The sequence below is a fragment of the Adhaeribacter sp. genome (assembly GCF_057359045.1).
The window spans coordinates 1-21,253 of sequence record NZ_JBMQUD010000063.1 but is presented as its reverse complement, the minus strand read 5'-3'; the positions used below and the strand labels follow the sequence as shown (position 1 = coordinate 21,253).

Genomic DNA, 21,253 nt, shown 5'->3' with positions numbered 1-21,253 from the left:
GCCTTATAACGGCACTCTGGCCGGTACTTCTGCTACCTGACAAACTTTATTTCAACCTTATGGTATTGAATTTACCACCCTCTCTTACGGCGCCTGGCACGACCTGCGTAACGTAGATGTTTTAATTGGTATCAGAAGCTTCGACGAGCAACCCCACAACACCAAACCCCCCACCAAGCTGTTTAGCGCCTGGCACGCCAATATTCCTTTTATCGGGGGGCACGACTCGGCTTTTAAGCAAGTGGGTAATCCGGGCAAGGATTATTTGCTGGCTGGTAGCCCCCAAGAGGTTGTCGCCGCCGTACTTAAATTACGCGACGAACCGCAATATTATGATAACTTGGTTAAAAATGGAGCCCAAAAAGCTGCTTTGTATACTGAGCAAACCATTGCCGATGTTTGGGTAAAAGTGCTGACTGGAGAAATATTGAGCCGCTACCAGCAATGGGAGAGTAGACCCTTTTACGAAAGCGTACGTTATACCACTTTATTAAATCTGGGACTGGTTCAGCATACCTTGAAACAGTGGGCTAAGAAAATTTTTCGGAAGCGGAGAATACAATAAATTTTAATTTTTAAGTTATAAGAGTAAAAAAGAGCTAATAACTAGAGGTAATTCTTTAACAATTGTAAATTTGCAGGCATTTACTGCTTATACATCAATTTATAGTTCTTTTTGAAAAGTTTGGTAATGGTGCAAGAACAAAAAAATATAGTACACTTGGCATTGGCTTTTGATCAAAATTTTCTAACGCCATTTTATGTATTACTTACCTCTATTTTCCAGAACAACCCCCAGAATAAAATAATATTTCATACCATTGCTGCCGGCGTAAGCCAAACCGAGAAAGACCGCATACAAGCGTTTGTACAGCAGCATAATAGCGAAATTATTTTTTACCAAATAGACCAAAAGCTAGTAGAAAGATTTGTTTTACCCGAGCACATCCATTTTTCGGCGGCCACTTATTACCGGTTGTTTTTTCCGGAATTAGTACCGGCCAGCATCGGGAAATTATTGTATATCGACACGGATATAATTGTAATCGGCGATTTAGCCGAACTCTATAACCAGGATATCCGGAAAGTACCGGCCGCCGCTGTTGTAGACCATAAAATACCCAGTAGGCCCGATTTAGGTATTTATACCAAAGGTACTTACTTTAATGCCGGGGTTTTGCTAATTAATCTGGCGCTTTGGAACGAGCAGAAAATTTCAGAAAAAGCAATTCAGTTTTTAGGCGATTTTCCCGAGAAAATATTGCTGGCCGATCAGGATGCGTTAAACGCGGTATTACTAAATAACTGGCAAGAAGTAAGTAATAAGTTTAATGTTACTTTTTACGATATGCCGGAATATTTGCCCAAGAAAAAGTTTAAAGACTTTTTAAAAGACAAGGTAGTTATTCATTATACCACGCAAAATAAGCCCTGGATGCTTTCCTGCACCAACCGGCTGCGTTTTTTATACCAGCATTATTTAAAATTATCGCCGCACGCCGATAAAGAAAAATATACCGATTTAAAGTCTGGTACCAAGCTGGTTTTAAGATTGCTACGCATCAGAACCAAAGAATTTTTAATCGATAATACCCAAATATTTAAGTTTTTAGGTAAGAATACTTCTGTTCCTGAAAAATCAGTTATTTAAAATGGTGTATAACTTTGTAATTGACTATTCAGATGCCGATATAGCCGATTTTACTAAAATCGACTCTTTGGCCGGAGTAGTTCAGGAAAATACCCCCCTGGGAGCCCGTATTTTTGCTAAAGGCGATTTATCGTGGTGCCTGCAAACCTATATCAATCTTTCCAAATCTACAGATCTGGCGGTTAAGTGTTCAAACCGGTTGGCCGATGATTGTATCAATATTATTCATTCTGATTCGCTGCTTAATTTAAAAGGCAAAAATACCCATTTTATTGTTTGCGTACAGGCCGACCATGCCCGGCGCAATTGGTCGCATTACCACATTGTGCAGAATAAAAACCAGGTTTTAGCCAATACTTCTTACATTCCGCACTGGCTGCAGCCGGGTATCATAAAGCGCAATCTTGCCAGAAATGGGGTAAAAAGAGTAGCTTATGCCGGCCAAACCTACAATAAAAACCTGGCTGGTTCCGAAGATGATTGGCAAAAACTGCTGGAACCCCACGGCATTGAATTTGTAGCGTTAGCCAACGATTCGTGGCACGACTTAAGCGAGGTAGATTTGTTAATTGGTATCCGGAGCTTTGATGCTAACCCCCATAACCGTAAGCCGCCCAGTAAATTATTTAATGCCTGGCACGCCGAAATACCTTTTATTGGTGGTAACGATTCGGCGTACCAGCAAGTGGGTACGCCCGGCGTAGATTATTTGGCGGCCACTACTTTGCCCGCCGCTATAGATGCCATTTTGCAGTTGCAAAAAGACCCGGCTTTGTACCAGAAGTTGGTACAGAACGGGCGGGAAAAAGCTTGTTTATACAACGAAACATCTATTACTAAAATTTGGGTAGATGTTTTAACCGGGCCGGTTATAGAGCGCTACCAGCAATGGAAAGCCAACCCCTTTGTAGAGCAAACCCGGTTTAAGACTTTATTAAATGTGAGCAATCTGGAATACGATTTAAAACAATTTGTAAAGAAAATGCTGGGGGCCAAAAAGCATCAGGCGCTTGTGAATTTATACGGGTTAATGTACCTGGGTTTACTTACTTAGCAGTTAGAGTAATAACCAACAATAATATTTGCCAGCGGTTTTTGTTTTTAGTAAATAGGTAACAAGGGCGATAGCGGCAACATTTTAATAAAGACTTTACGCACATTCAAAAACAGAAGCCCGGTACTTAACAAGTACCGGGCTTTTGTTTTTGAATGTCGGTTTAATTTTTAAAATAAGGTTTAAGCGGCGTAGGGCCGGTAATGTTTTTTTAGTTCGCGGTATTTTAAATACGTTTCGGTAGAAACCGGTTTCCGTTCTTTAAAAGCCAGTTTTAAACCATCCAGAAAACCATAAATAACGCCACGGGTTTTTTGGTAAGGTCTTTTAATTTTAAAGCCGTACAAAGAACATTTAATAGCACTGCCAATTAACTGAAGCGGTAAATATTTTAAAGGCACATTAAAAATAGCAAACAGCATTAAATTACGGCTACCGTAAAAATCCATGCGGTCCCAGCTTCTCTTCGGCGATTCGTAGTGGTGAATGGCGGCACCTTTGCCTAGAAATACCGGATAACCTAACTCCAGTAACCGGATACAATAATCTTCTTCTTCGCCCTGGTGAAAAAATGATGCCCGGAAGCCGCCTACTTTTAAAAAAATATCACGTTTTACGATAAAGGAACAACCTTTAAAGGTGTGCGATTGCCAAAGGCCTTCAGACGGGGCCACGTCGTGCACTTCCGAAGATAAATTGGCATCTATGTAGGGCCAGGCTACGGCAGCACAATTGGTCGAGACGCAGAACTCAGCTATTTGGTATAAAATAGTGGGTTGTTCCAATACACAATCATCGTCGATAGATAAAACGTAAGGTGTTTTAGCCATTTCTACGGCTTCGTTCCGCCGCACAATATAACCGGCCGATTCTTTATAAGAATGTAAAATTACCTCCGGAAATAAGGTTTTAACGTTTTCGTAAGTGCCATCGTCAGAGTTATCGTCTAACACCAAAACCTGGTGTTTTAGCGTTTGGTTTCTGAGGCTAAACAAGGCTTTTTGCAAATCGGGCCAACGATTTTTAGTAGATATGATTACAGTGATTAAGTCTTCTAACGGTTGGTTAGAAACAATAGAATCTTGGGTATTCATAATTATCTATAATTACGACTTATATCTTTAACAGATTGTTAATTTAAAAAACAAGAAAACTAATCGTGGAAATTTATTGCCCTGAAAACTTCACCAAAGTTGGGTTATTTGGCTTCCAAATTAATCTGCATTGTTCGTTTTAGCCTTTGCTTGTCTGGTTTAAAATATCGGGAACGAAACAACTCAGTTTCTCAGTTCGCTTTAACTGTTTTCTGGGGAGGAAGGTTACAATTATTTCGCTTTTTTCTTAACTCTTTCCACCTCGGTTCCGTTTAAAGCGTGTAAATATTAGTAAAATAAGATATTATTTTTCAATTATTCAACTTAGACCAGAAAATATATGAGAATTTAAAAGTAATCTGCTTTAATCCGGTAAATTTTAAATATTAACTTATTGTCTTCTATTTAAGTTAAAGCGTTTGCTCTTTTAAAAATTAGTTTAGTTTAAATATGTTTACCGATTTTTAATTTTTTTATCCTGATTATTCCGTTTGCTCAAAATAAAAAACCTGACCTTTAATAAAGAAGTACATTGCTACCGAATAGGTTAATTATATCCATACCCAATTAATTTTTCTCTTTAACTTTAATGTTGCCCCAGTACAGGCAATATTTAAAATATACCTTTATACATATATTCTGCTGAAGTGAAAGAAAAAATGAGTAAACTTACAGTTTGGATATATAGCCAAACTGCGGAGCAAAATATATTAAGCAGTTGCCAAAAGTATATTGGTACAACCTAGCCTTTAAATATTTTTAAAACCCAGCTCTTAAATAGATTATCGCACATAAATGAAAGTTGCTTTTATTACGCCTTCCGTTTCCAGGAGCTCAGGCGGAATTTTTGAAGTAGAACTTGCTCTGGCAAAATCGCTTACAAATATTAGTTGTGAAGTACAGGTATACGGGCAACAAGACGAAAATACCCAATTCGATTTGCCTAAATGGGGTACCATTAAAGTAGATACTTACCCTGCTCTTGGTCCGCATGCTTTTCGTTATTCGCCGGCTTTGAGCCAGGCTTTAAAACAAAGCAGTTGCGATATCGCGCATTTACAGGTTATCTGGATGTATACATCGGTGGCTACAAACAACTGGAGCAAAACCGGTAAGCCTTATCTGGTAACCATCCACGGCATGTTAGAACCTTGGGCTCTGCAAAATGCCCGCTGGAAAAAAAAGTTGGTAGCCTTACTGTACGAAAATAAATGCTTGCACAATGCCACCTGCATCCATGCCCACACACACAAAGAGTACCTCGATATCCGGCAGTACGGCTTAAAAAATCCGGTTTGTATTATACCCAATGGGGTAGATTTGCCTGATTTAAATAATGCTGTTCCTAAGCCAGCCTGGCACCATTTTACCAACGGCCGCAAAGTGCTTTTATTTATTAGCCGGTTACATCCTAAAAAAGGAATCGAGAATTTACTGGCGGCATGGGGCCAGGCCGGCGCTGAGAAAAAAGATTGGTGTTTGGTAATTGCGGGTTGGGGCGACGAAGATTATTCGCAATCTTTGGTTGATAAAGCTAAAAGTTTAGGGTTGGAGCAAGACGTATTATTTGCCGGACCGCAGTTTGAAGAAGAGAAGCACCGCACCTTCAGGCACGCCGATGCCTTTATTTTGCCGTCTTTTAGCGAAGGTTTGCCCATGGCGGTATTAGAAGCTTGGTCATACCAGATGCCGGTACTAATTACGCCCGCCTGTAATGTTCCGGAAGGTTACGAGCGACAGGCCGCCATTAAAATAGAACCTAACCCCAGTGGTGTTGGTGCGGGTTTAAACCAGTTGTTTCAGTTATCTGACAATGACCGGAAAAATATGGGTCAGCGTGGTTACCAGTTGGTAACCGAAAAGTTTACCTGGGATAAAATTGCTTACCAAATGGACCTCGTGTACAAATGGTTGGTAAACAAAACCAAGCACCCCGATACCGTTTTATTCGATTAAATAATAAAGGAAAAGTAAGAGGGGGTAAGCAATTACCAAATTTCAATTACATAATTTATGAATTACCCGTTTACCATTATCATACTTACTTACAACGAAGAAGTAAATTTGCCGGTTTGCCTGGCCAGTTTGGCGGGCATTAATGCCCCGATTTTTGTGGTAGATTCCGGTTCTAAAGATGGTACCCTGGCGTTACTGGAGCAGCAGAATATAAGTTACTTGCAGCATCCTTTCGAAAATTATTCGCGGCAACGAAACTGGGCCCAAGCCAATAATCCGTATAATACCGAATGGGTTTTTCACCTGGATGCCGGAGAACGTTTCACGCCCGAATTGGTGCAATGGTTAAATACTAGTTTTAATCCGGCCAAAGTGGTAGATGGTTATATGTTTAGCCGCCGCACCCTATTTCTGGGCAAATGGATTAAGTACGGCGGCCATTATCCTAATTTTCACCTGCGCTTATACCGGAAGAGTAAAGGCAAATGCGAAGATAAAGTGTATGACCAGCATTTTGTAGTAGACGGCCCCACCGAAGTAGTAAAAGCCGGCACCGATATTATTGATACCGTAACCGATACTTTACAGAATTTTACGGTTGGTCATGCCCGCTGGGCCGCTTTTGAGGCCGGCGAAATTATTTCGGCCAGTACCGAGAAAGGCGATGTTAAGGCAAATTTATTTGGCACCCCCATTGAAAGAAGAAGATGGTTTAAAAGCAACGTGTTTCAGAAAACGCCCTTATTTGTACGCAGCTTCTTGTATTTCTTTTACCGCTACTTTTTTAAGCTCGGATTTTTAGACGGAAAGATGGGGCTGGTCTTCCATTTATTGCAAGGCTTTTGGTTTCGTTTTCTGATTGATGCCATGGTATTGGAAGCCAAAACCAAAAAACAGGAACAAATAAAATTACCGCCCAGGTAGCGTTTTTTACCTGAATCAGAAGAAATAATAGTTAGGCAGGTACTGCTCAGGCTAATTAAAAGAACATCAAAATAAACGACAAAGGCATTAGTGGGTGATTAAATTTAATTACCCACTACTGCCTTTATTGTTTAGGAGGTATTGTTAAAATTTGGTTAGCGATTTATTAAAAATTTCAGGAGCCAGTTAATTCCAAAACTTTTTTGTTTTACTGGTGTTTGCCGGGCAATAGCGGCTGCTTCTAACATGCCACGGCCAAACAAATCGGGGTTTAAGGTATTTACAATGCGGCGGCTAGCCTGTCCCATTTTCTCCGGATCGGCGGTGCCGTTGGTTAAGTTAAGCATAATGGTTGTGAGCGCCTCCTGGTCCTCCGGGTTTATCGCAAAGCCGTTTTCGCCGTTATGTACCAACTCCGGCACGCAACCGCAACGTTCCGAAATAACTACCGGCAAACCAGCCGCCATGGCTTCGTTTACTACCAAGCCCCATTGTTCTACCGTGCTGGCATGCACAAAAGTTTTAGCTAAACCAAAGTATATAGGTAAATCGTGGTACTGTTTAAAGCCTTCAAAATGGATGTAGGCTGTTAAACCTAACTCTTGTGTAAGCTGCAGTAATTCCTGTTTTAAAGGTCCATCGCCCAGTATAAGTAAGTGCCAGGCCTGTTTACCGGCTTTCTGGTAATACTGGTGGTAAGCCCGGATAATAAAAGCCAGGTTCTTTTTGGGAATAAACCGGCTAACAACTAAAAAAAAGTTTTCGGGTAAGCCTTTTTCCTGTTGCCATTTTTGTTTTTCAGCGCGGGCTAGATCAGCGGAGCGGGCAAAATAATCGTTGTCCACTACATCGTAGCCTAAAAATATATGGGCGGCTGGCATGCCTAATTCTTTTAAATAATTGGCATGGCGCGAACCGCCTACTAAACCGGCGGCAAATTGTTTAACAATTTTGCGCTTAATAATTTCTTTCCACCAGGTTCTGGCGTCGTCGCCGGCTGCACTCTCCGACATAACCACCGTTGGTATTTTGTTTTGCATGCTCCAGAACAAAGCACCTAGAGCCGAGCGATCGTACCAACCGTTTACTGCTACCACATCGGGTTTAATGCGGTCTAAATTTTGAGAAAGTACCGAAAACAACTCCGCCGAAGGAATTTCGCGGCTGTCCTGGTTGGCGAACAGCGTAACCCGGTTATCCAAGGCGGTGCTTTCTACTTTATCCCATTGGTATTCTTTTGTTTCTCCGGAAATTTCGACCGGAATTATATCTAAATATTTAGCTGCGGCTTCTAAACGGGCAATGTGGTAAGGGCCAAAACGGTCAAATAGTACAGCAACTTTCATTTTATAGCAGATAGTCTTGATTGTTAAATTTTAAACTGGACAAAGCGCATTGTGCTTGCCTGGTTTAGATAAAGCTAACTCCGTTTTCCGGATTTATTTAGGCAAATAATTTATGGTTTAGGTTGCTTTGGCGTAAAGAGCCGCTATCCAGAGGGCCACTAGGCTAAAAAATATACCGGGTAAAAATACCACCGTAGAGTGGGTAACTGCCAATAACGCCTGAATAATACATAAAGTGTATAGGATTTGAATGAGCAGATTGCCGGACGATAAGGATAATTGCCAAAGGTGCCGGAACAAACCGCCCAAAAAGAAAAAGAATATACAACCAAAGTAGCCAAACTGCACAAAAGAATCGGCAATACCGGTAATGGTGAGGCCAGGCGGGCGATTATACCCGTTGCGGTAAACCACTCGGCGATCGCCTATTTCCAAAGATTCTTTAAAATCGGTACCTACTAATTGGCCCGGCACATACCGGAAAACCATTTCGTTCCAGTAGCCGGCGCCAAAAGCATATTCCCCATGAAAAGAATATGCATCAAGTACATAGGCCGCTACCGATAATTCCAAGGTTTCGTTTTTATCTACTTCAAAGTAATTGATAAAGCTTTCTTTCAGATCCAGGGAAGTTAAGGCTTCCCAAGGGTCTTCCTCGGCTTTTTCGCGGTAGTCGCCAATAGCCGGAATAATTAACATGGCAAAAGTAATAATACCAATAATGGCAATCCGTGGAGGCTTAATACCTCGCTGATAAAAAGCTGTAATGGCAATGGTAAGTAAAAACAGGGCCGTAGGTTCGCGGCGACCCGCCAGAATAATAAGCTGTAAAGAAGGCAGAGCCGCGATTACAGCCAGCGCAATATTAATAAAGTTGGGTTTCCGGAAAGAGAAATATAAAAAGATGGGAAAGGCAATATAAATAACGTTAAAGAATGTAAAGTAAATGGTAACGGCCCCCGATAATTGTGTCGATAATTCTTCCTGCGCGGCTACTTCGCGGTTAATAAGCATCAGGAAAAAATAACCCATTACCAGGTATATAATGCCCATGGTTTTAAGCTTTTTCTCGTTAAGCGGTACATTTAAGATATTGCCCAGTTTAATGGCCGGGCCGGTATAATAACCTAAAACGCTCATGCCTAAACATAAAAACATCATTAAAAAAATGGGCAGCAGATTGCTGTTGGGTACCAGGTAAGGTTGGCCGGTTAAAATAATGGCCTGCGGTACTAAGAAAATAATAAAAATACCTGCAATAAAGTAGGGGTACTCAAATATTAAGCGCGGGGTAATTACTGTTTTAACAAATAAAACAATACAAAGCACTAAAAATAAATATAAAAAAACGTCACTCATATATTTTATTTGGAGCAACAAGCATAACCTTGGCTCATTAAGTCCGGTTTTGTTTGCCAACCATTGGTGGTAATATTTAAACCAATTGGGTGGTAAGTTTTTTAAAAGCAGTATGCTTTAAAATTAGATTCACAAGTTTGTTTATTCTTCTTTTTATCGGTTTTATTCTTAAACTCAATTGTAAACCGGTTATTTAATTTTTATTTTATTTCTGCCATTAAGTAATATTTAGCGGCTACTAACTGGTTCCTGACTCAGTACCGGACTGAGCAGCTTCGTAAGTTTATCGCCGTAAGCCTCCCATGTATAATGTTTTATGGCTGCTTGAGCCGCTATACCTAATTCCTGGCGGAGGTTTGCATCCTTTAAAAGTAAAGTTAAGCTGTTAACCACATCATTAACAGAGCCATAACGAATAATCAAGCCATTCTTTTTATCTTCTATAATGCTGCCGGTATTGGCGGTGGTAATAACCGCCAGTCCCATAGCCATCGACTGGTAAATAGCCAACGAACTACCTTCTAAAAAGCTGGGCAATATAGAAATATGAGCCCGTTTTAATTCTTCTACCAAATCTGATTGGTTAATAAAACCATGAAAAACTACGCTGGGCGGAGTAGCTGGGAGTTCCATTTGAACATTGCCGTAAAAATGAAGCTCGGCGTGCGGAAAAGCGGCACCAATCTTTTCCCAGGCTTGCAGTACCGTATCGGCACCTTTGCGGTAATTTACGCCGCCTACAAATGCAATTTTAATTTTATCGCCTGTATGGGGTTGCGGCTGCGGGTTACTAAATTTGTTTAAATCGGCACCATAAGGTAAAACTGCCAGTTTTTCCGGCGCCACTCCAACGGCTAAACATGAATTTTTAACAAACTCCGAACCACACAAGATTAAATCGGCTAAAGCAAGCTCTTCGGTATAAACGGGGTATAAAGGCGCATCGCCCTGGGTTAAGTTAGCCGTAAATTCCGGGTTTAATTTATAATCCTGGGCCAATATTTGTTTATACTGCGGCACCGCAATAGATAAATCCAGTACCAGGAACGCTTTATTTTTCCATTGCCGGAATACCAGCCAGCTAGACGTATCGTAACCAATACAAATTTTAGGCGGGGCATATTTCTGCAGCATCCATTCCTGAAAAATCTGGTTCCGGTGCAGGTATTCGGTTGTACCGGCTTTTTGCCCCATGGCTCGCTTTACCAATAATTTTATTTCCGGCAGGGGGTTTATATCAACAGTTTGCCCGCTTAAAGCGGCTGATCTTTTTTTAAGGTTTACGCCTATTTTGGGCGAAATTTTAAGCCAGCGGTTTACCGTTTTTTCGGTAAAATAAAGGCTGGTTACATGTTTAAAACGCTTGAAACCTCTCGCTAATTGGATCGCCTGTTCCAGGTTATGTTGTTTACCCGGGTGAAAAGATATGATTTCAGGTGTTTTCATAATTGTCGGATTTGCGCCAGCAATGGCTTACTCCCTGCAGAGGTACTATTAATGAGTTTTAGCGTGGTTCTTTTTGCAAATCGTAGCTTACCGTTTTCTTCGTTTCTTTTATCCACTTTCTGCGCAAGCGCTCTACGGGTTCATCCACGTATTTAAGCATTAAGTAACCGCCGACAATAGTTAAAACCAGGTAAACAAAGAAAAACGGCAGCCTAGATACAAAAGGCAAATCGGCAAAATAAAAATTATACGGGATACTTAATACCCAATGGAAAAGGTAAATATCGTAAGATAAATTGCCCAGCAGGCGGTCGGTAGGAGGGCTGGGTTGCTTAACATTAACGGCCAGTAAAGGAATACAAATTAAAGCCAGTACGGTATTAAACAAGCCGTGGTAATTGGTGCCCAACCACATTAACTCGCGGGTGCTGGAAAACATATTGGCTCGCAGTACCGGGTGTAAGTAGTTAATTAATATTAAAATAAAGAAAAGGACCCAGGCAATATTTATAGCCCCTCGCGAAGGTTTATAGTCCGAAACATACAGCCAGGAGCCGATCAGGAAAAACTGAATAGCATTAATTGCTGTGCCGTGAAATATATGGCTGAAAAATATTTGGTTTAAAATTACCAAAGCCAGTAAAGCCCCATATACCCATTTGGGTTTAAACCAGGTAAAAAATAAAAACAAAAACGGGAATAAAAAATAAAACTGTAATTCTACGTCTAAAGACCAGGCCGGCACCAAAAGCATCATGGGCACGGGCAACTGGTTGTAAGTGATTAGTAAAAGGCTGCTGAACCAGAACTGTGCTTTATCACCATTGGCGTACGCCTCGGTACCGGCGGGCCACAGGTTAAAAACAAAAACCAGGAGCAGCACAATTAAAAAGTTAATAATATAGGTGGGATATATCCGGAGCCAGCGACTTACCATAAAAGTAACAAATGGCCTTTCGAGTAGGGCATATTTTTCTTTGTACATTTTATGAATCCAGTAACCGCTTAGCATAAAAAAGGCAAATACGGCAAACTCACCAATCTTTATATACCGGGTATTATGATGAAAAACCACAATTAAAGCCAGTACTAACCTTAAAAAGCCCGGACCGGTTATAAAACTACGGAAATTCAACGACTGGTTTAAAATATTCATGGATTACACTTCTTCAAAAACAAAGGTAAGCTAACTGCAGCAACTCGTTTTACCGTACAGGTACCTTTGCCTGATTCTAAAACCTTAACCAAGTTATTTTTGGCGGTAAGTTGGTTTTATAAATAGTTGGTTAATTAAAAAAGGAATACTTTACTTCCTGAACTAAAAAAATATACCGGCTAAGAACGAATAATTTACGAGCCGCACCGGTCCGGAAAAATTACGCACCTGCTTTTTAAGAATATTATTCTGTAAAAAGCAGGTGGGTAATGGGCATGCTGGTAAAGGGCGTATTAAAATACTTTAGACTTCTTTTTGTCTTCGGTAAAATAACCGTACTGGTATTTGTCTTTGTTTACCGGTACGTCGTTCAGGATTATACCCACGTTTTTAATTTTTTCTTCCTGGTACATCTGGTCTAAGTCTACGAGCTTTTCTTTTGGCGTGTAGTTCTGCCGGATAACCAGAATATTTAAGTCGGTATAGCGGGCAATAATTAACGGGTCAGAAACAATACCCAGCGGCGGACTATCGATAATAATGTAATCGTAGGTAGCGCGCAGGTGCTTAATTAAAGCCGGGAACTGTTCGTCCATGATAAGCTCGGCCGGGTTGTTCGGCAACGGACCGGTAGCTATATAATCTAAATACGGGTTCTCGGTCGGGAAAATAATATCTTCTTTGGCAATACCGCCTTCCAGGTAAGAACTAATCCCGATTTCCTGCTTCATTAATTTGTGCAACTGGCTAAAAATGCGCAAGTCCATGTTTATTAAAACAGTTTTTTTGCGGGCCAGCGCCAACGAAGCGGCTATGTTCATGGAATTAAAGGTTTTACCTTCGCCGCTACTGGTTGAGGTAATTAATATTACCTGGGTGTTTTTGTTTATAGATAAAGAGTTAATCGTGGACCGTAACACCCGGAAAGATTCGGAAATAGCAGTACGGGAAGTTGGCGTAATAGCGTACGGTGATGTGGTAGTGTTGTGGTAAATGGTACCCAATACCGGCATGGTGGTCAGGCTCAACACATCGTCTTTGCCCGTAACTTTGCTGTTTAAAGCGCCTTTTAACCAAACAAAACTAAAAGGTAAAGCTAAGCCCAGTAACAAGCCCATAATATAAGAATTGGTAGGCTTGGGTTTGATAGGGGCTCCACTTTGCAGGTAGGCGGGTTCCAGCACGCGGTTTTCTACAGTTGCCGAAGCTTTAATAATACCCGCTTCAACTTTTTTCTGCATCAGCAAGTTGTAAACGCTCTCGTTTAACTTGTAAACCCGCTCTATATTAACAAACTTTCTTTCGGCTTTTGGTATCTGGCTTACGCTTTCCTGAAAGGTGCGGCTCCGTTCGTTAATCTGGCTTAATTTTAATTGGTTAGACCGGATTAAGCTGCTCAGGTTAGCGCGCAACGTGTTTTTAATGTTATTTATTTTAATTTCTAAATCCTGGTAAACCGGGTTTTTGGTATTACCATCGGTAGAGAAGGTGTTTTTCTCGATTTGTAATTCTACCAACTGGCTGATTAAGCCATTTAAAACACCATCCTGAATGCCAACCGAAGAAGGCGCTACCAATTTATCGAGGTTACGGCCCTGGCGCAAAGACTCCAGAATAGAGTTATAATACCGCTCGTTAAAAATTAAAGCTGCTTTATCGTTGTCTAACTGGGTAAGGGCTGTCAGGTTTCGGTCGGTCATAGAGCCGGCATCCGAAAAGGTATTATCTGACTGGAAACTTTCTTTTTCAGCTTCAGCAGTACTTAATTCTTTCCGGATCGAGACCAATTGGTTATCGATAAAATCGAGGGTTTGGCGCGAGGCCCGGTTTTTGTTTTCGTGTTTGTAGGTAATGTATTGCGAGGTATATTCATTTAAAAAGTCGATGCCTTTTTTGGGAATATTCGTCTCTAAATAAATTTCTACTACCGAGCCTTCGTCGGAGGGTGTAATAATGCTAATCATGTTCCGGTAATACCGGGCCAGGTAATCCCAACTATTAATTACAAACTCATAGTTACGGTCGCGGTCGCGGGCAATATTAAAATGCGGCGTTAATTCTACGAGTAAAGCATTGCCATTTACCATTACCGATTGGCCTACTTTATAGATGGGTTTCCAGTCGGCCGAACCTTTGGTAAAGTTAAGGCCTTCGTTTTCCAGGGTAAAACTTTTTTCGTCGATGAATTTAATTTTAAATGGCTGGTAAACCACCGAGTTGTCTAGCGTAGAATCGACAAAACTTACCCGGAAAGGCACCTCCTCATAAACTTCCTGGTTACCAAACCTTTCTTCTGCAAAATAATCAACCCGGTTGTTTAGCGCCCGTACAGCCCGGTACACAAATGGGTACGACCGGATAATAGCAATCTCATCCGAGAGTACTTTGGCTGCCGCTTCGCCTTTTGATTTATCAAATAAAACATTGGCAATATCGTTGGTGCCCGAATCGGTTTCTTTTACCAGCAAAGAGGCACTTACCACATAAACTTTAGGGGTTATTTGGTTATAAAAGTAAGCTCCTCCCAGAAATAAAATTACGCTAACTAAGAAAAGGTACTTATGATCTGCTAATCGTTTAAGTAACAGTCGGTTTTTAAAAGTTGTTTTTTTGTTAACAGAAGCAGTTGGCGTTAAATCCATTGGTAAAACTGTAAATATTTAATACTTTATTTTTATGCTGACCCTATTCTTTTTTTCTACCCAGGTGGGGTTAGGTTTTCTGCTCAAAAGCAGTGCCCCGCTGTACAGTTAGTTTTTAATCACATTGGTTTATCAAACTAAAAAAGAATTTACTCCTTACCTTAAATGCTGCATAAAAAACAACTTTGGTTACGGCGTAATTTATAGTTACTTATTTAATGATGTTACGTTGTCGTTTTTTTTCGGCCGGATTGCCCTGGTAAATAAAATAAGGCTCCAGATCTTTGGTAGCTACTGAACCTACAGCCAAAACACTGTGGCTGCGGCATGTTACCCCCGGACAAACCGTAGCCTGGGCTCCCACCCAGGCCCCATCTTCCAATATAATCTGGTTTACCATTAAATCAAAGGTTTCGGCTTTGTAATCGTGGCTGCCCGTTAACAACATGGCTCCTTGCGATAGGGTAGCGTGGTTGCCAATGAGCACGGGTACCAGATTGTCTATCCAAACGTTTTCGCCTATCCAGGCGTGGTGCCCAATGGTTAAATGCCAAGGATATTTAATATTTACGCCCGGTTTAATTACCACCCCTGTACCAATTTTTGCGCCAAAAACTTTAAGCAGCCAAACTTTTACTTTACTAACCGGCATTAAAGGGTTAATAAAGAACAATATGTTTAAGAAGTACCAGACCAAACGCGATACAGCAGAGCCGCCCGGCTTATACCAGGCGTTATTAAATCTGGATAAATCTACTTTCCGGTTTTCCGAAACAGGCGTTAACATATAGCTTTTAAAAATACCCTATTTATTACTTAAGTTTAAGGTTACAAAGGTTAAACTGGTAAGAATAGACAATATAATACTTACGGTGCTTAACCGGTCGCGGCTGGTAGTCCGGTTTTTCAATTGGTTTACCACCAATACATCGTTAGGCTGTAAGAAATATTTATCAGATAAAAGCAGGTTGTCTTCTAGTAAACTTAATTCGTAGATAGTGGCTTTACCACCTTGGTTGCGCACTAATTTCACACTTTGGCGGTTGGCAAATTCGGTAAAGCCGCCCGCCTGGCCCAAAGCCTCTAAAATATTTACTTTGGGGTCGGGAGCCGTATAAGTGCCCTGGCGGCCTACTTCGCCAACTACTGTGTAGTTAAAGTTCAGCATAGTTATGGCTACCCGTGGGCTTTTCAAATAATCGGCATAAGAAGTTTTTAGTTTTCTTTCGGCTCTTTCAATGGTTAAGCCCCCAATTTTTACCAAGCCAACTACCGGCAAATCTACCTGACCCTGGGCGTCGAGTTTTGCTTCCAAGGGCTTGCCTTCCAGTTTAGCCATAAAGTTAAATTTTTCGTCGGTTAAACTAAAAATATTAATGCCTACCCGATCTTCGGGTTTTAAAAGATAATCCGATTCCTTTAAAGCTAAAGACTTAACAAACCCACCGGTTGAATTTACAACATCTGCCTCCTGGTCCTGTAGTAAAATCATTTTTTTGGAAGTGTTGCAGGAACACAGTAGTAATATAAAGAAAATGTAAAGCTTAGAACGAGTTGAGATGATCATTAACTTAAATTTAATTCTTGAAAATAAAGGGTTAAACTTACAGATTTATTTTATAGGTATTAAATGCTGCCGGTAAACGGGTAGTTAACCAACTTGCTGATAACACTTCGTAGACGAGGGTTATACAAAGTTAAGCAAATATAATATTTAGAAAATATATTTATAGCGTTTTTCATATATTTATTTTGTTTAAATTTTGTTTTGCATTAGTCCTCATGTTCAGGATGTCTGGTTTACAAAGCTTTTTGGGGAGTATCTTAATTATGTTTGTTTAAGGCTATAGCTATTATTTTGCCTTTTCTGGTTAAAAAATTGAAACAAACATAAATATTTAATTTATTTTTAATAATAATTTGCCAAAAATGCTTGAAATGCCTTAATAAAACTTAATCCAATACTATAACACTAATATTTAAAACAATTTTTTGGTAAACTTCTTATAGTAAGGTATTTACATATGCATAAGGTGGTGTTTGCATGTAAGACGGCTAAAAGTATAGCATTTTTATTAAATCAAAAAAATAAACTAAAAAAGAAATTACTAGAATTATTTGATAAACATGAATTTAATATATAATATTGTATATATTTATTAAAGACAATTAATTGTGCTTCGTACGATTTTGTTTTTAGAAGGTTTAATTTTAAAAGATCTAAATTTTTTTAGATTTAATTAAATATTTCCGGCAGACTTATTGCTATAAAGCGTGGCAGTAAAACAGTAAAAAAATATTTGCAGCTAAGTAGTTGAACCGGAGGAATTACTTACTTTTAGTAAGTAGGGTTTTGCTAAAAACATTATATTAATAAAAACAAATATTTAAGATTTACAGTATAGGTGAACCTTGTCAGGTTTGCCAAGAGGAGTGTAAACAAACAAATAATTTAAAGTACTAAGTTAAAAATTAAATAACAGATTGGAATGAAAGCAGTTTTACTTGCAGGTGGCTACGGCACGCGCATTAGTGAAGAAAGTGGTATTCGGCCTAAGCCCATGGTTGAAATAGGGGGGAAGCCCATTTTGTGGCATATCATGAAAATTTATTCTTCGCACGGTATTAATGAATTTATTATTTGCTGTGGGTATAAAGGGCACATGATTAAAGAGTATTTCGCTAATTATTGTCTTTATAATTCTGATGTAACTTTTGATATGCGTAACAACAGCATGGAAGTACACCAGAACAACACCGAAGATTGGAAAGTGACTTTGGTGCATACCGGGCATAACTCCATGACGGGTGGCCGTTTAAAGCGCGTAAAAGATTATATTGGTAATGAAACGTTCTGTATGACTTACGGTGACGGTTTAAGTGATGTAAATATTACCGAGTCGATTAATTTTCATCGGGCGCAGGGTACTTTGGCCACGTTAACGGCAGTGCAGCAGCCCGGCCGGTTTGGCACCTTTACCTTAGGCGCGCAAGAAGCCCAGATAAATACCTTTATGGAAAAACCTACCGGTGGCGAAATGCCTTGGATTAACGGTGGCTTTTTTGTGTTGGAACCAGGTGTAATTGATTATATAGATGGCGATGATACTACCTGGGAACGTGAACCTTTAGAAACCTTAGCCCGCAAAAACGAATTATCAGCGTACCGGCATACTGGTTTTTGGCAACCTATGGATACCCTACGCGACAAAACCGTGTTAGAAGAAATCTGGCAAAGCGGTAAAGCCCCTTGGTACGACCGGATTCACGCCAACTCTATAGCTAATTTTTATTAATCAGATACTAAACAAAATACTTAGTCTGGTTTAAAAATTAAAGAATATAAAATTGAGAGTTTTTAATAATCGAAGCACAGCAGCCTAACTGGTTTATAGATATTATTAGAAAAGTTTAGTTTAATTTTACCCCCACAATCAGAATGAATACAGCCAAAAATAGACAGTATTTATTCTGGTAAGTTCTAAAAGAAATGGTTTGTCTTTTAACCATATTATCTAGCAAATCTTTCTTAAATAATAAACCCAATGCCTTTATACCAAAAGGCATTGGGTTACATACGGGTATTTAATTACAAACATGTCCAGGTTAAAATCTGCTTTCTGGGGTTCAATTTCGTCTCAGGTTTTTATGGTGGTTTCCATGTTGTTGGGAATGATTACCACACCTTACATTTTAAAATTTTTAGATAAAGAAGAGTATGGGTTATCTACTATCCTTTTTCAGATAGTGGGGTATTTAACCATGTTTGATTTTGGTTTAGGAAGTGCCGTAGCGCGTTTTTTAGCTACCAGCCGGGGCGAGGACGAAGATTCGCAAATGGCCGTAAACCGGATAATTTCGACCAGCTTTTTCACTTATTTAATACTAGGTATACTGGTGGTAATAGCCGGGGTGTCTTTTGCCCCTTTTATGCCGCGTTTCTTTGACATGGAGCCGCACCTGAGCGATGTAGCCGTAAATATTGCTTTTACTTTGAGCATTTTTATCGGGTTGCAGTTTCCGTTGCGGGTATTTAGCAGTATTTTTTATGCACACCAACGGCAGGTCTTGTCTAATACTACCGGATTTTTAATCGGAATTTTAAACCTGGTGTTGCCGGTGGTATTTCTGTATTTCGGGCACGGCTTGTGGTCGTTTGTTTACACCAATGTTATCAGTATTGTTATCAGCATTGTATTAACCATTTACCTGCTGCGCAAATACTACGGCTTTTTACAAATACGGCTGCGCTTTTTCGATAAAAGCCTGCTGAGTCAAATGTTTAGCTTTGGGTTCTTTTTATTTTTAAACGCTATAGCGGTGCAGGTAATATTTTTTACCGACCGGTTTTTTATCGGCTCCTTTGTGTCGCTATCGGCGGTAACCATTTATTATTTAACCGCCAAAGTGCCGGAAATTTGCATGAACCTGGTTTTTAAAATAACCGATAATGCTTACCCGGCCATGGTAGAAATTGTGTCGAAAGAAGGCGGCGATAAGTTTAAATTGGTGCATCAGAAATTATTATTGGTAACGGTATGCTGTATTGCCGTAGCCTTCTGGATGGTGCTTATCCTGGATTACTGGTTTATAAAACTGTGGGTGGGCGAAAGCAATTTTGCCGGTTACCGTATACTTATATTAACCTTAATTTTAATGGTAACCCATTCGGTGCAGCACGTAAGCGCTATTTGTTTAAATGGCGCCGGCCTGGTTAAAGGTTTTAGCGTAGTATCTATAATCGAAGCCGGTATAAATATTGCACTTAGCTTCTTTCTCGGGAAAAGATACGGGGTAGAGGGTATTTTAATAGCTACAATTATTGCTTCTTGTGTAACGTCGCTGTGGTATATACCACGTACGGCAATAAAGTTTATGAAAATATCTGTGCTGGAATATTTATTTAAACCGGTGCTGGTACCTATCGTACTCATTAGTTTATTAGGGGGCGTAGCCTATTTTGTGAATAATAGCCTTACCCAGGGTATAGAAATTAATTGGTTAAGTTTTTGCTTTATTGCTTTTTGTTTAGCCGCGGTGTTTGGCGTGTTTGTTTGGCTTGTTTTTCTTAAGAACGAATTTTCGGGATACATTCCTGTTAGGTTTAGAAAATTTTTATTTGTTTAATATTACAGCGTTAGCTTTAGTGAGCGTATGAGTGCAACCCCTACCGTATCAGTTTTAATACCTACTTACAATAATGCGCATTTCCTGGACGAGACCATCCAGAGTGTGCTTGACCAAACTTTTTCGGACTTTGAATTAATAATTGTTGATAATAATTCTACAGACAATACCGATGAGGTAGTACAAAAGTACCTGACCGATGCCAGGATTCGCTACTATAAAAACTCAACCAATATTGGCATGGTGGGCAACTGGAACAAATGTTTAGAATTTGCCCGCGGCGAATATTATAAGTTCTTATGTTCCGACGACCGTTTCCATCCGGAGCTTTTAGAAAAATTTGTGGCAGTAATGGAAAAATACCCGCAGGTAGCCATTGTAAGTTCTTACCGCGAATATTTTGGCCTGAATACGTTTAAACCCGAATTGCCGCCCCTTACAGGTTTACACACCGGGAGAGAAACCATTTATAAATCCTTAAGCGACTGGAACTGGATCGGCGAACCTACCACGGTTATGTTCCGGCGTTCGGCTTTGCAGGTTGGGGTTTTTACTGCCGATTATAAATATTTCCCCGATTGGGATATGTGGCTCCGGATGCTGACTACCGGCGATTTTTATATGATCCCGGAAACGCTCTCTTATTTCCGGTTGCACCCCAACCAGGTTACGGCTTTAATGATGCAAAATTTATCTAACCTTTTTGAAGAGTATCACTTCTTTAAAGCGGCTAAAGATAAAAATGCGTATAATTTAAATCTTTCGGAATTTGATATTGATACCTTAATCAAGAAGAAAGCCGCCAAATGCGCGCGGGCTATTTACCGGTTAATTCCTAAATTAAAGCAAAAGAAAAACTGGTCGTTGCTAATTCAGGCCATTTCAATTGCATTCTCCGAAAAAGTTTTCTTTAATATTATAACCAATTTATAGTGCCAAACAGGTGCATGGGGGCAAAATATGCCTCAGTTGTATTGGTTATTAATTATAATTTACCTCAGTAAAAGCTTTAAAATTAGTTTATACATATTCATTTGCTTTAAATAAAGCTAATCGCAAACAACTAACTGCTCTTAAATAATGATTATTGTTGATAAATATTTACAGGAACGAGAAAAAGCAGGCAAGCCCATCCGGGTGGGTTTATGGGGTGCCGGCGAAATGGCCAAAGGGCTGGTAAACCAGGTAATGCGTTATACTCCGGGTATGGAGATTGCCGTTATTGCCAACCGCACCTTAAGTAAAGCCCAGGAAGCTTACGAATACACCGGCCACACCGCGCAGGTTTGCGATAATTTAGCTGATTTGCAGGCCGTGGTTTCGGCGGGCGGTTTAGCCGTAACCGAAAACGGTGAACTGCTGTGCGAACTCGAAGGGCTGGATTTATTAGTAGAATGTACCGGTACCGTGCATTACGCGGCTAACCTGGTCATGAAAGCCATCGAAAATAAAAAGCACGTGTTGCTGTTTAACCCCGAGGTTGATGCTTTAGTTGGGC

The 21,253-nt window shown here is 40.1% G+C and carries 16 protein-coding genes and 1 pseudogene; 9 read left to right on the top strand and 8 right to left on the bottom strand.

The window, feature by feature from the left end:
• Window positions 1-241: 241 nt before the first annotated feature.
• The 3 genes from ACO1R6_RS10320 (at window position 242) to ACO1R6_RS10310 (ending at window position 2,705) form a co-directional block, all read left to right on the top strand.
• Window positions 242-565 (top strand): hypothetical protein, encoded by a 324-nt coding sequence (locus ACO1R6_RS10320; protein WP_486264486.1) that lies wholly within the window; start codon window positions 242-244, stop codon window positions 563-565.
• 111 nt (window positions 566-676) lie between these two features.
• Window positions 677-1,651 (top strand): glycosyltransferase family 8 protein, encoded by a 975-nt coding sequence (locus ACO1R6_RS10315; RefSeq protein WP_486264485.1) that lies wholly within the window; start codon window positions 677-679, stop codon window positions 1,649-1,651.
• Between the two features lies 1 nt (window position 1,652).
• Window positions 1,653-2,705 carry a glycosyltransferase gene (locus ACO1R6_RS10310; RefSeq protein WP_486264483.1) on the top strand — a complete coding sequence of 351 codons (1,053 nt, stop codon included), beginning with the start codon at window positions 1,653-1,655 and terminating at the stop codon, window positions 2,703-2,705.
• Between the two features lie 182 nt (window positions 2,706-2,887).
• On the opposite strand, the gene ACO1R6_RS10305 is transcribed toward ACO1R6_RS10310, so the two are convergent.
• Window positions 2,888-3,799 carry a glycosyltransferase family 2 protein gene (locus ACO1R6_RS10305; protein WP_486264482.1) on the bottom strand — a complete coding sequence of 304 codons (912 nt, stop codon included), beginning with the start codon at window positions 3,797-3,799 and terminating at the stop codon, window positions 2,888-2,890.
• Between the two features lie 795 nt (window positions 3,800-4,594).
• On the opposite strand from ACO1R6_RS10305, the gene ACO1R6_RS10300 reads away from it, so the two are divergent.
• The gene (locus ACO1R6_RS10300; protein ID WP_486264480.1) at window positions 4,595-5,755 is read left to right on the top strand and encodes a glycosyltransferase; all 1,161 of its coding nucleotides are present in this window, start codon (window positions 4,595-4,597) and stop codon (window positions 5,753-5,755) included.
• Window positions 5,756-5,812: 57 nt separating this feature from the next.
• Entirely contained in the window at window positions 5,813-6,679 is an 867-nt protein-coding gene (locus tag ACO1R6_RS10295) for a glycosyltransferase family 2 protein (protein WP_486264478.1), read from the top strand.
• A gap of 155 nt (window positions 6,680-6,834) precedes the next feature.
• On the opposite strand, the gene ACO1R6_RS10290 is transcribed toward ACO1R6_RS10295, so the two are convergent.
• From ACO1R6_RS10290 to ACO1R6_RS10260, 7 genes are all read right to left on the bottom strand, one after another.
• Complete coding sequence (locus tag ACO1R6_RS10290) at window positions 6,835-8,025, bottom strand: glycosyltransferase (protein WP_486264476.1); 1,191 nt, start codon at window positions 8,023-8,025, stop codon at window positions 6,835-6,837.
• A gap of 117 nt (window positions 8,026-8,142) precedes the next feature.
• Window positions 8,143-9,384, bottom strand: coding sequence for a hypothetical protein (locus ACO1R6_RS10285; protein WP_486264474.1), 1,242 nt, complete (start codon window positions 9,382-9,384; stop codon window positions 8,143-8,145).
• A gap of 228 nt (window positions 9,385-9,612) precedes the next feature.
• A complete protein-coding gene (locus ACO1R6_RS10280; RefSeq protein WP_486264472.1) occupies window positions 9,613-10,830 on the bottom strand; it encodes a glycosyltransferase family 4 protein in 1,218 nt (405 codons plus the stop codon).
• Window positions 10,831-10,888: 58 nt separating this feature from the next.
• Entirely contained in the window at window positions 10,889-11,986 is a 1,098-nt protein-coding gene (locus ACO1R6_RS10275) for an acyltransferase family protein (RefSeq protein WP_486264471.1), read from the bottom strand.
• Between the two features lie 293 nt (window positions 11,987-12,279).
• The gene (locus ACO1R6_RS10270; protein ID WP_486264469.1) at window positions 12,280-14,628 is read right to left on the bottom strand and encodes a GumC family protein; all 2,349 of its coding nucleotides are present in this window, start codon (window positions 14,626-14,628) and stop codon (window positions 12,280-12,282) included.
• A gap of 211 nt (window positions 14,629-14,839) precedes the next feature.
• Entirely contained in the window at window positions 14,840-15,415 is a 576-nt protein-coding gene (locus ACO1R6_RS10265; RefSeq protein ID WP_486264468.1) for a WcaF family extracellular polysaccharide biosynthesis acetyltransferase, read from the bottom strand.
• Window positions 15,416-15,433: 18 nt separating this feature from the next.
• On the bottom strand, window positions 15,434-16,120 hold the full coding sequence (locus tag ACO1R6_RS10260) for a polysaccharide biosynthesis/export family protein (RefSeq protein WP_486264466.1): 687 nt from the start codon (window positions 16,118-16,120) through the stop codon (window positions 15,434-15,436).
• 997 nt (window positions 16,121-17,117) lie between these two features.
• Between ACO1R6_RS10260 and rfbF the strand changes: the two genes are divergently transcribed.
• From rfbF to ACO1R6_RS10240, 4 genes and pseudogenes are all read left to right on the top strand, one after another.
• Window positions 17,118-17,924, top strand: a complete 807-nt coding sequence (gene rfbF, locus ACO1R6_RS10255) for a glucose-1-phosphate cytidylyltransferase (RefSeq protein ID WP_486264465.1) — start codon at window positions 17,118-17,120, stop codon at window positions 17,922-17,924.
• Window positions 17,925-18,225: 301 nt separating this feature from the next.
• Window positions 18,226-19,755: an oligosaccharide flippase family protein gene (locus ACO1R6_RS10250; protein ID WP_486264463.1), complete on the top strand. Its 1,530-nt coding sequence runs from the start codon at window positions 18,226-18,228 to the stop codon at window positions 19,753-19,755.
• A 27-nt stretch (window positions 19,756-19,782) separates the two neighbouring features.
• The gene (locus ACO1R6_RS10245) at window positions 19,783-20,688 is read left to right on the top strand and encodes a glycosyltransferase family 2 protein (RefSeq protein WP_486264461.1); all 906 of its coding nucleotides are present in this window, start codon (window positions 19,783-19,785) and stop codon (window positions 20,686-20,688) included.
• 147 nt (window positions 20,689-20,835) lie between these two features.
• Window positions 20,836-21,253: pseudogene (locus ACO1R6_RS10240) on the top strand (NAD(P)-dependent oxidoreductase); the annotation flags it as partial.